The organism is Candidatus Methylomirabilota bacterium (assembly GCA_036002485.1).
Taxonomy (GTDB): Bacteria; Methylomirabilota; Methylomirabilia; order Rokubacteriales; family CSP1-6; genus AR37.
Map to the genome: position 1 here is coordinate 18,287 of DASYTI010000138.1, position 10,363 is coordinate 28,649.

Genomic DNA, 10,363 nt, shown 5'->3' on the forward strand with positions numbered 1-10,363 from the left:
AGGTTCCGGAAGGGGGGCGGAGCCCCCCTCCGAGCTACTTAGGCGGGGTGGACGCCGAGGATCTCGCGCAGCTTCCGGACGAGCACGGTCGCCGAGAACGGCTTCTGAAGGAATGCCGTGCTCGCATCCAGCACGCCGTGATGCACGACGGCGCTGTCGGTGTAGCCCGACATGTACAGGACCTTGGTCTCGGGTCGCTGGACGGCAAGCCGCTCCGCCACCTCGCGCCCGCCCATCTCCGGCATCACCACGTCCGTGAGCATGAGATCGATCGCTCCCGAGTGCTGCTCGGAGATCCTGAGCGCCTCGGCGCCGTGACGGGCCTCGAGCACGGTGTAGCCGTGCGCCTCGAGAATGTCGCGCGTCAAGTCTCGCACCGTGTCCTCGTCCTCGACGAGCAGAATGGTCTCGACGCCGTGCGCAGGCGCAGGGAGCGAAGATCCGGCATGGCTATCGTCGATCGGCTCCTCGATTCGAGGCAGATAGATCTTGAAAGAGGCGCCTTTTCCGGGCTCGCTATAGACCCAGATATTGCCGCCGCTCTGCTTGACGATGCCATAGACCATGGCCAGGCCCAGACCGGTGCCCTTGCGGGGTCCTTTGGTCGTGAAGAAGGGCTCGAAAATGTGCGCCTGCGTCTGCGCATCCATGCCGATGCCGGTGTCGCTCAGGGCCAGCATGACGTGCGGGCCGGGGCGGGCCCCCACGTGCTTGCGGGCATAGCCGGCATCCAGATCGACGTTGGCCGTCTCGAGGGTGAGCCGGCCTCCCTCCGGCATCGCGTCCCTGGCGTTGACGGCCAGATTCATGATGATCTGCTCGATCTGCCCGGGGTCGGCTTTCACGTGCCCGAGGGCCGAGCCGAGGACGGTGACGAGGTCGATGTCTTCTCCGATCAAGCGCCGGAGCATCTCGCCCATCTTCGGGACCACGGCATTCAGGTCCAGCACCACCGGATTCAGCACCTGCTTCCGGCTGAAGGCGAGGAGCTGACGCGTCAGGTCGGCGGCCCGCTGTGCCGTCTGCTCGATGATCTTGGCCGTCGAACGCTTCGGATCCGTGGCGTCCAGGTCATTCAGGAGGAGCTCCGTTCGACCCATGATCACCATGAGGAGATTGTTGAAGTCGTGGGCGACCCCACCGGCCAGATGCCCGATGGCTTCCATCTTGCCGGCCTGGGCCAGCTGGCCCTGGGTCTGGGCGAGCTCCTCGTACGCTCGCTGGGTCTCCTGGTAGAGACGACTATTCTCCAGCGCGACAGCGGCCTGAGCGGCGAAGGCCGTGGCCATGATCAGATCCTCGGCGCAGAACCCCTCCGGCCGCCGGGAGAGAATGGTGAGCACGCCCACCACGCGTTCCCCCACCTTGACGGGCACGGCGAGCATGGCTCGATAACCGCGTCGGGAGCAGCTCTCCCGATGAGCGGCGGTGACCCGGTGATCATTCGCGAGGTCCGCCACGAGCAGAGGCTCGCCTCCCACAGCGACTCTCCCGGACAGGCTTTCCCCGACCTTGAGACGTGAGGTGACCAGAACCTCCTTGGCATCGCCCCACGAGCCGGCGAGCACGAGCTCATCGCCTTCCACCCGTCGGAAACCAACCGATTCCGAGTCGAGGAGCCGCCCGCAGGCCTCGGAGATGGTCGCGAGCAGAGATTCCACGGGCTGAATCTTCGAGAGCTGCCGGCTCACTTCGAGGAGAGCCTCCAGATGGCTCTGACGAGTTTGCAAGGCCTGCCGCATCCGGGCATTGCGGATGGCGATGGCCGCCTGGTCGGCGAGAAGCGCCATCAGCTCTTGTTCTTCGGATGTGAACGACCGGGGCTCGCGGAAGAAGATGGCCAGCACCCCAACCGTCTGGTCGTCGGCGATCAAGGGAAGGCCGGCGAAGCCGCGGAGCCCCGCCACGGAGGACAGCCGCCGATTCCGCAACTGGGGGTCCTGGCCGATGTCGAGGATGAAGTCGGGGGTCCGTGACTCGGCGATGCGTCCGGTCAGCCCTTCTCCATACGGGATCACCGGGACCTCGGTCACGATCTGCTCGATGTGAGGATCGAGACTGAACCCGCCCTCGGTGCGAAGCACGCGGGCGGTGGGGTCCGCGACCGATACCCGAGTGCTCGCCGCCCCCAGCAAGCTCGTGGCTGCCCGCGCCACGGCCTGACACACCTCGCGAGCGCCCTCCGCCGAGGTCATCAGGCGCGTCAACGCGCTGAGCGCTTTGAGCTTGTCCGCGCGGGCCTCGGCCTCCCGATAGAGACGGGCATTGTCGAGGGCGATGGCCGCTTGAGCGGCAAAGGCGGTGGCGATCGACACGTCCTCGGAGGAGAAACCCTCGGCGCGCAGGGTGCGAATGCTCAGCGCCCCCAGCACCTGTTCGCCGATCTTCAGGGGCACGCCGAGAAACGCGCGATAGCCGCCGCGCAGATAGGCGATCCGACTGGCCGGGGCGATGCGCGGATCGTTTGCGGGATCCGACAGGAGGAGGGGCTTTCCCGTGGCCACCACGGTACCGGTCAGGCTCTCGCCGATCTTGATCCGCGGCGTCGGCATCGCCCTGTGCGCATCACCCCACACGCCCATGAGCACGAGGTCATCACCGTCCACCACTCGAATACCCACCGAGTCCGAGTCGAGGAGAGACCCGCACGCCTCGGCCATCTTCCCCAGGAGCGCATCCAGGGGCAGGATCCGTGAGAGCTGACGGCTCATCTCCAGCAGTGTCTCGAGCCGCGGCGGAAGGGTCGCCAGCTCCGGCATAGGTGCGGCCATCACGTCCTCTCTCGAAGATCCAGCCGTCAAGGGTCGAGGCTCATGTCCAGTGCGCTTATTGGGCCTCTTTCGGTCCGTCACAATGACCCGGACAAGGGTGTCGCAAGCTCCATGCCATGGATACGCATTCGGTGGGCGCTGACTAACTAGCTGAAGTGGCGGCGGAAATTCCACGACGGCGCTCCATGACGGTGATCAGCGGTCGGGGCTGGATCAACACTTTCGGGAGAGCCTGTGACAACTATTTGCGGAGCTTTCCCTTCACTGAAAATGCGGGAGGCTCGCTCTCGTCCAGGCCCGCCCGCATTGGCTCTGAGCGCAGAGAGCGTCGCTCTCCCGGGCATTGCGGGGCCTGTTGACCGGGCTCGCGGCCATGGCTACACTCCTCTGTCATCAGGTGCGAGATGTGCCTATTTTGCGGGAGGTTGCCCTGTGACGTGTCCTCGCTGTCAGGCTTCCAGCCGCGAAGGCGCCCGGTTCTGCGAGCAGTGCGGCGGGCGTCTGGCCACGACCTGTCCCTCCTGCAATGCCGAGACCGCCCAGGGCAGCCGGTTCTGCGGCGCCTGCGGCGCGGCGCTGCCGGGCGCGGCGCCCACCCCCACCCGCTTCGGTGATCCGCAGTCCTATACGCCCAAGCACCTCGCGGACAAGATCCTCACGGCGCGCGCCCATCTCGAGGGTGAGCGCAAGCTCGTCACCGTGCTCTTCGCCGACCTCAAGGGCTCGATGGAGCTCCTGGCCGACCGCGATCCCGAGGAAGCGCGCAAGCTTCTCGATCCGGTGCTCGAGCGGATGATGGAAGCCGTGCATCGCTACGAGGGCACGGTCAACCAGGTCATGGGCGACGGCATCATGGCCCTCTTCGGGGCGCCCGTGGGCCACGAGGACCACGCCGTGCGGGCCTGCCATGCGTCGCTCCGGATGCAGGAGACGGTCGGCTGGTACGCCGACGAGCTCCGCCGGACCCAGGGCATCGACGTCCAGATCCGCGTGGGCATCAATTCGGGCGAGGTGGTGGTGCGGGCGATCGACAGCGATCTGCACATGGACTACTCCGCCATCGGCCAGACCACGCATCTGGCCGCCCGGATGGAGCAGCTCGCGCGCCCGGGCACCGCCCTCATGACCAAGGACACGCTGCGGCTGGCCGAGGGCTACATCGAGGTCCGGCCGCTCGGGCCCGTGCCCGTGCGAGGCCTGGCGGAGACGGTCGAGGTATTCGAGATCGTGCGCGCCGGCGCCGTGCGCTCGCGGCTGCAGGCGGCGGCCGCGCGCGGACTGACGCCCTTCGTGGGGCGCGACAACGAGCTGGTCCGGCTGCGTCAGACGCTCGAGAAGGCGTACGCGGGACAGGGGCAGCTCGTGGCGGTGGCGGGCGAGCCCGGCGTCGGCAAGTCGCGCCTCTTCTGGGAGTTCACCCACTCTCACCGCACGCACGGCTGGCTCGTCCTCGAGAGCTCGCCGGTCTCCTACGCCAAGATGAACTCGTATCTGCCCGTGAGCGACCTGCTCAAGACGTACTTCGGCATCGGGGACCACGACGATGCCCGCCGCATCCGCGAGAAGATCACGGGCAAGCTCCTCACGCTCGACGAGACGCTGCGCCCCACCATCCCCGTCTTCCTCTCGCTCCTCGACGTGCCCATGGACGACGGCGAGTGGCAGGAGCCCGACCCGCGCGAGCGCCGCCGGCGGACCCTCGACGCCCTCAAGCGTCTCCTCCTGCGCGAGAGCCAGGTGCAGCCGCTCCTCGTCATCTTCGAGAATCTCAACTGGGTCGACTCGGAGACCCAGGCCTTCCTCGACAGTCTGGTGGAGAGCCTGCCCGCCGCGCGCATCTTGCTGATGGTGAACTACCGGCCGGAATACACCCACGGCTGGGGGGGCAAGAGCTACTACACCCAGTTCCGCATGGATCCGCTCCAGCCCGAGAGCGCCGAGGAGCTCCTGCAGGCCCTCCTGGGCACCGATGCGGCCCTGGCCCCCATCAAGCAGCTCCTGGTCAGGCAGACCGAGGGCAATCCCTTCTTCCTCGAGGAATGCGTCCAGTCGCTCGTCGAGACCAAGGCCCTCCAGGGCGAGCGGGGGCAGTACAAGATGGCCAAGTCCGTGGGGACTCTGCAGATGCCGCCCACTGTGCAGGCCGTGCTCGCCGCGCGCATCGACCGGCTCCAGCCCGAGGACAAGCGGCTGCTTCAGGCTGCCTCCGTCATCGGCAAGGACATCTCCTTCGCGCTGCTCGAGGCCATCGCCGAGCTGGCGGATGAACCCCTGCGCGGCGGGCTCATGCGGCTCCAGGCCGCGGAGTTCATCTACGAGACCAGCCTGTTCCCGACGCTCGAGTACACGTTCAAGCACGCCCTCACCCACGACGTCTCCTACGCCTCGCTGCTCCAGGGGCGGCGGCGCACCTTGCATGCGCGCGTGGTGGACGCCCTCGAGCGCGTGCAGGCCGAGCGCCTGGGCGAGCACGTGGACCGGCTCGCCCATCACGCCGTCCGCGGAGAGGTCTGGGGAAAAGCGGCGGCCTATCTCCGCCAGGCCGCGGCCAAGGCCGCCTCGCGTGCCGGCAACGAGGAGGCGGTCGCCCTCCTCGAGCAGGCCTTGCAGATCCTCGTCCACCTGCCGGACGGGCGGGCCAAGCTCGAGCAGGCCATCGACATCCGGCTCGAGCTGCGCCCGCCCCTCCTGCAGCTCGGCCGCCTGCCCGAGGTCCTCCAGCTCTCGAAGGAAGCCGAGCAGCTCGGGACCGAGCTCGGCGACGAGTCGCGCCTGGCGCGGGTCTACAGCTATCTCGTCAACTACCATTACCTGAAGGGCGAGCCGGATCTGGCCATCGACTACGGCGAGCGCTGCCTGCGCATCGCGGATGCCACGCAGGACCTCGGGCTGCAGGCGCTGGCCCGCGGCTATCTCGGCTACAGCTGCCACGCGCAAGGCCAGTACCGGCGCGCGGAGTTCATCCTGCGACAGAATGTCGAGGCCCTCGAGCGCACGCGCGAGACGGACACGGGCACGCAGACCGCCATCTCCTATGTCACCTCGAGCGGGTGGCTGGCCTTCACCCTGGCCGAGCTGGGCGATTTCCACGCGGCCGATGCCTGCGCCGACCAGGCCATGCGGGCCGCGGATGAGGCGGGGCACGTGTATGGCCAGACGATCGCGCGCACGCTGGCCGGGCTCGTGTGGCTCCGGCGCGGCCATCTCGACCGCGCGCGCGAGCTGCTCCAGCCCAGCCTGGACGCCTGCCGCGAGAAGCACCTGGACGTGTGGCGGCCCATTCCCTCCTCGCTCCTGGGCTTGACGCTGGCCCTGCGCGGCCACGTCGACTCCGCCCTGCCCCTCCTCGAGGACGGCGTGCACTTGAGCGAGGTGCTCGGCATCAACGCCTACCTGTCCCTGTGGACCCTTCACAAGGCCGAGGGCCTCCTCGCGGCCGGCGAGCCCGCGCGCGCGGGCGAAGCGGCGCGGCACGCCCTCGACCTCGCCGTCGCGCACAAGGAGCGGGGGCACCAGGCCTGGGCGTGGCGGCTCTTGGGCGAGGTGGCCAGCCGCGAGGGCGGCCCGGGGCTTGCCCAGGCCGAGGAGCACTATCGCCAGGCCCTCGCCATCGCCGAAGAGCTCAAGATGCAGCCGCTCGTGGCCCACGTGCGCATGGGCTGGGGGAGGGTCTGCCGACTCCTCGGCGACCGCCTGCGGGCCGAGGAGCATCTGGTCGCCGCCTTCACGCTGTTCCGCGAGATGGACGTGCCGTTCTGGGTGAAGAAGTGTGGGGAGGAGATGATGCAAGTCGGCGAGATCTTCATCGTGGCGCGCTACAACCCGCAGCTCTACGAATACCTCCAGCGCGAGTTCAGCGGCCAGGACCGCGTGCGCATCATCATGGACCGGCGCGTGAGCGAGCGGCGGCAGAGCCGCGGCGCCGCCACCGAGGAGCGCCGGCAGAGCGAGCGACGTCAGCACGCGGACGTGGACACCAACCTGCGCGAGCGCGGCTTCGTCATCCTGCCCACGGAGAGCGCGGGCGGCGGGGCCGACGCCTCGTGAAGGGCATCGCCCTGTCGGACGACGTCAAGGTCCTCGTCCGAGGTGCCAACTTCGCGCACCTGGCCACTCTCATGCCCGATGGCTCGCCCCAGGTGGCGCCCGTCTGGGTCGACCTCGAGGGCGATCGCATCCTCGTGTGCACCGGCGAAAACTCCCTCAAGGCCAAGAACACGCGCCGGGACTCCCGGGTGGGCATGTCCATCGTAGCCTTCGACAATCCCTATGCGGAGGCCCAGCTCCGGGGCCGCGTGGCCGAGCGCTGGAAGGACGCGGATTTCAAGATCATGGACCGCGTGGCGCGCAAGTACACGGGCAAAGAGTTCCCCATGCGACAGAATCCCGCCGAGCGCATCGTGCTGGTGATCGAGATCGAGCGGCAGCGCTTCACCCGGCTGCCCTTCACGCATTCGCCGGCCTGACCATGCTGAAGCGCGCCATGGTCACCGAGCTCCACACCGACACCGTCGAGTCCGAGATCGGCCCCCTCGTCATCGTCACCCGTCCGAGCGGGCTGTGCGCCGTCGATTTCGCGGACGCTGACGAACGCATGAAGACGCTGCTCTCGCGCCGCTTCGAGGATTTTGCCCTGGTCCACGAGGACAACCCCCTCGGCATCAGCGAGAAGCTCCGCGCATACTTCGCCAAGGACTATGCCGTGCTGGACGACATCGTGGTGGACACGGACGGCACGGCGTTCCAGCGTCGCGTGTGGGCGGAGCTTCGCGCGATTCCTCCCGGGTCCACCCGCACCTACGGTGAGCTGGCCGCCCTGCTCGGCGGCCCGAACGCTTCACGGGCGGTAGGGCTCGCCAACTCCCGGAATCCCCTCTCCATCGTGGTCCCCTGCCATCGCCTGGTGGGCCGCGACGGCTCCCTCACGGGCTATGCGGGCGGGCTCGCGCGCAAGCAGTGGCTGCTGCGCCACGAGGGCGCCATCCTCTGATTCGCGCGGTGGTGTGTCGCGAGCTCGGGCCACCCGAGCTCATGGCCGTCGAGGAGATACCACGGAAGGCGCTCGGACCCGGGCAGGTCCGGGTGCGGATCCGGGCCGCCGGCGTCAATTTTCCCGACGTCTTGATGGCCGCGGGACTATACCAGCTCAAGCCGGAGCGTCCCTTCACCCCGGGATTCGAGGGGGCGGGCGAAGTCATCGAGTCAGGTCCCGAGGCGCGCGGCGTGGCCGCCGGGGATCGCGTCATCGTCCATCAGCGCTTCGGCTGCTATGCCGAGGAAGCGGTAGTCGAGCCGGCCCAGCTTGAGCCGCTACCTTCGGACTTCAGTTTTGCCGAGGGCGCCTCCTTTCTAGTCGCCTCGCACACCGCCTATCACGGCCTCGTCCAGCGAGGGCACCTTGCCGCAGGCGAAACGCTGCTCGTCCACGGCGCCGCGGGGGGCGTGGGGCTGGCCGCCGTGGAGCTCGGCAAGCTCCTGGGCGCCACCGTCATCGCCACCGCCTCGAGCGAGGAGAAGCTGGCCGCCGCGAAGAGCCGCGGCGCCGATCATGGGATCAACTACGAAGCCGAGCCTTTCCCGGAAGCGGTCAAGCGCATCACGGGTGGCGCGGGCGCCGATGTCATCTACGATCCCGTGGGCGGCGCCGTCTTCGAGCAGTCGCTGCGCTGTATCGCCTTCGGCGGGCGATTGCTCACCGTCGGCTTCGCGAGCGGCACCCTCCCCACCGTGAAGGCCAATCTCGTCCTGATGAAGGGCTGCTCCGTGGTCGGCGTGCGCGCCGGCGAGGCCGGCCGCCGCAATCCGGCGCTTCGCAAGGCCGCCATCGAGGCGCTGTTCGAGTTGGCCGCAGCCGGCAAGCTGAAGCCGCACATCTCGGCCATCCTCCCCCTGGAGCGATTCGCCGAGGCGATGCATCTCCTCAGCGATCGCAAAGCGATCGGGCGCGTGGTGCTGACGACGGATCAGGCGTAGACACTCTGTGCCGAGAGATCGCCCCCTCACCCTGCCCTCTCCCCCGATGGGGGAGAGGGTTTCAGAGAAAGAATCCCTCTCCCCCGTCGAGGGGGAGAGGGCAGGGTGAGGGGGCGCAGTCAGCTGGCGCTGCAATTGATGATGCTTCGCTCGAGGGCGGCGTTGCGTGTGCTACGTTCTTCGAGCGGCGAGGTAGTGAGCGGACGGAAAGCTCAGGAGGAGCATGATGGGCAAAGAGGCAGCGCCGACCGGCCTGACCATCCAGCGTTCCGACATTCTCGCGCCGGAAGCGCGCGCCCTCATCGAGGCGCTGAACGCCGAGCTATCGAGTCGCTATCCCGAAGAAGGCGCCACCCATTTCCGCCTCGACGCCGAGGAGGTGGTGGACGGCCGAGGGGCATTCCTGATCGCCTCGGTGGCGGGAGAGCCCGTGGGATGCGGGGCGGTTCGACGCATCGAGGAGCGAACCGCCGAGATCAAGCGGATGTATGTCAACCCGGCGGAGCGGAGCCGCGGGGTCGGCCGTGCTCTTCTTGCCGCGCTCGAGGCGGAGGCCCGGGGGCTCGGCATGGCTCGCCTCGTCCTCGAGACCGGCCTTCGTCAGCCCGAGGCCATCGCGCTCTACGAGCGCACTGGCTTCTCGAGAATTGCCCTATTCGGCGAGTACGTCGGATCCCCGTTGAGTGTCTGCATGGCCAAGGATCTCTAGATAGCTCGGAGGGGGGCTCCGCCCCCCTTCCGAAACCTCCCCCCTAACAGATTGCGCCGGCGAAGCCGGCGCTCGAAGCGGAATGTCCTTGCTCGCGGAGGCACAACAGTCACTTGGACAGCCTCCTAGCGGTGGCGGTCACCGCGTGAGCTCGAGCACGTAGAGACCACCGGTGAAGCGATCGACGGCGTAGACCACGCCGCGCTCATCGACGAAGACGTCGTTGATCTGCGCGGCGCCCGCCCGGGAGCCGGGCGGCGCCGCGGGGATGTAGTACGCGGCTTCCGTGGGCCGGAAGGGATCGGAGAGATCGAAGGCGCGTACGCCGCCGTTGAAGAAAGTGCCGAGGATGGTCGTCTCCGACGCCCACGCGCCGGGGGCCGGCCGGTTCTCATGCAAGTTGTGGGCGCCGTACCGACCACCGCGTCCCTTGAACTCGGCGACGGGGGCAGCGGGCACGTCGCAATGGGCACGGGGTTGGTCTCGTCGCGCACGTCCACGACCCAGACCAGCTTGGGCCAGTCCTTGCCGCCATCCTGCGTGGCCTCGTCGGAGACGATGAGGAGGCCGCGGCTGAGCAGGGGCAGCAGGGTGTGCGTGAAGCCGGGGAAGGGCGGACGTTGAACAGCGCGAGAGGCCAGGTCTGGCCCTGGCTCGAGTTTAGTAGAGGTGACACGCCACCAGATGATCGGTGGCGATTTCTTTCAGCTCGGGCTCCTTCTCTGCGCAGTGGGGCATGACGAAGGGACAGCGGGGATGGAAACGGCAGCCCGAGGGCGGGTTGATGGGCGAGGGGACTTCTCCAGGCAGGATGATCTCCTCTCGAGTGATGTCCGGGTGCGCGGGAAGGGCGGCCGAGAAGAGGGCTTTGGTGTAGGGGTGCCGCGGATTCTTGAACAGCTCCTTCGTC

8 protein-coding genes are annotated in these 10,363 nt (G+C 68.1%); 5 read left to right on the top strand and 3 right to left on the bottom strand.

The genetic code is table 11. The annotated features are described in order from the left end of the window. Nucleotides 1-38 precede the first annotated feature (38 nt). The gene (locus tag VGT00_13600) at nt 39-2,759 is read right to left on the bottom strand and encodes a GAF domain-containing protein (GenBank protein HEV8532448.1); all 2,721 of its coding nucleotides are present in this window, start codon (nt 2,757-2,759) and stop codon (nt 39-41) included. A gap of 444 nt (nt 2,760-3,203) precedes the next feature. Here VGT00_13600 and VGT00_13605 point away from each other — a divergent pair, with 444 nt between their 5' ends. From VGT00_13605 to VGT00_13625, 5 genes are all read left to right on the top strand, one after another. Continuing rightward, nucleotides 3,204-6,818: an adenylate/guanylate cyclase domain-containing protein gene (locus VGT00_13605; GenBank protein ID HEV8532449.1), complete on the top strand. Its 3,615-nt coding sequence runs from the start codon at nt 3,204-3,206 to the stop codon at nt 6,816-6,818. After that, complete coding sequence (locus VGT00_13610; protein ID HEV8532450.1) at nt 6,815-7,237, top strand: PPOX class F420-dependent oxidoreductase; 423 nt, start codon at nt 6,815-6,817, stop codon at nt 7,235-7,237. Before VGT00_13605 ends, VGT00_13610 begins: the two co-directional genes overlap by 4 nt. 17 nt (nt 7,238-7,254) lie before the next feature. Next, nucleotides 7,255-7,761: a methylated-DNA--[protein]-cysteine S-methyltransferase gene (locus tag VGT00_13615; GenBank protein HEV8532451.1), complete on the top strand. Its 507-nt coding sequence runs from the start codon at nt 7,255-7,257 to the stop codon at nt 7,759-7,761. Then, complete coding sequence (locus tag VGT00_13620) at nt 7,758-8,744, top strand: NADPH:quinone oxidoreductase family protein (protein HEV8532452.1); 987 nt, start codon at nt 7,758-7,760, stop codon at nt 8,742-8,744. The genes VGT00_13615 and VGT00_13620 overlap by 4 nt, the downstream gene beginning before the upstream one ends. A gap of 223 nt (nt 8,745-8,967) precedes the next feature. Further along, on the top strand, nt 8,968-9,453 hold the full coding sequence (locus tag VGT00_13625) for a GNAT family N-acetyltransferase (protein ID HEV8532453.1): 486 nt from the start codon (nt 8,968-8,970) through the stop codon (nt 9,451-9,453). Nucleotides 9,454-9,591: 138 nt separating this feature from the next. On the opposite strand, the gene VGT00_13630 is transcribed toward VGT00_13625, so the two are convergent. Together VGT00_13630 and VGT00_13635 are read right to left on the bottom strand one after the other, a co-directional pair. After that, the gene (locus VGT00_13630; GenBank protein ID HEV8532454.1) at nt 9,592-9,912 is read right to left on the bottom strand and encodes a hypothetical protein; all 321 of its coding nucleotides are present in this window, start codon (nt 9,910-9,912) and stop codon (nt 9,592-9,594) included. 201 nt (nt 9,913-10,113) lie between these two features. After that, nucleotides 10,114-10,363 (bottom strand): ABC transporter ATP-binding protein (locus VGT00_13635; GenBank protein ID HEV8532455.1); only part of this gene is annotated, 250 nt, incomplete at its 5' end.

Excerpts from the sequence above, each read along its gene's own strand:
- VGT00_13615 (HEV8532451.1), top strand. The coding sequence starts at position 7,255 with ATGGTCACCGAGCTCCACACCGACACCGTCGAGTCCGAGATCGGCCCC.
- VGT00_13600 (HEV8532448.1), bottom strand. The coding sequence starts at position 2,759 with ATGCCGGAGCTGGCGACCCTTCCGCCGCGGCTCGAGACACTGCTGGAG.
- VGT00_13625 (HEV8532453.1), top strand. The coding sequence starts at position 8,968 with ATGATGGGCAAAGAGGCAGCGCCGACCGGCCTGACCATCCAGCGTTCC.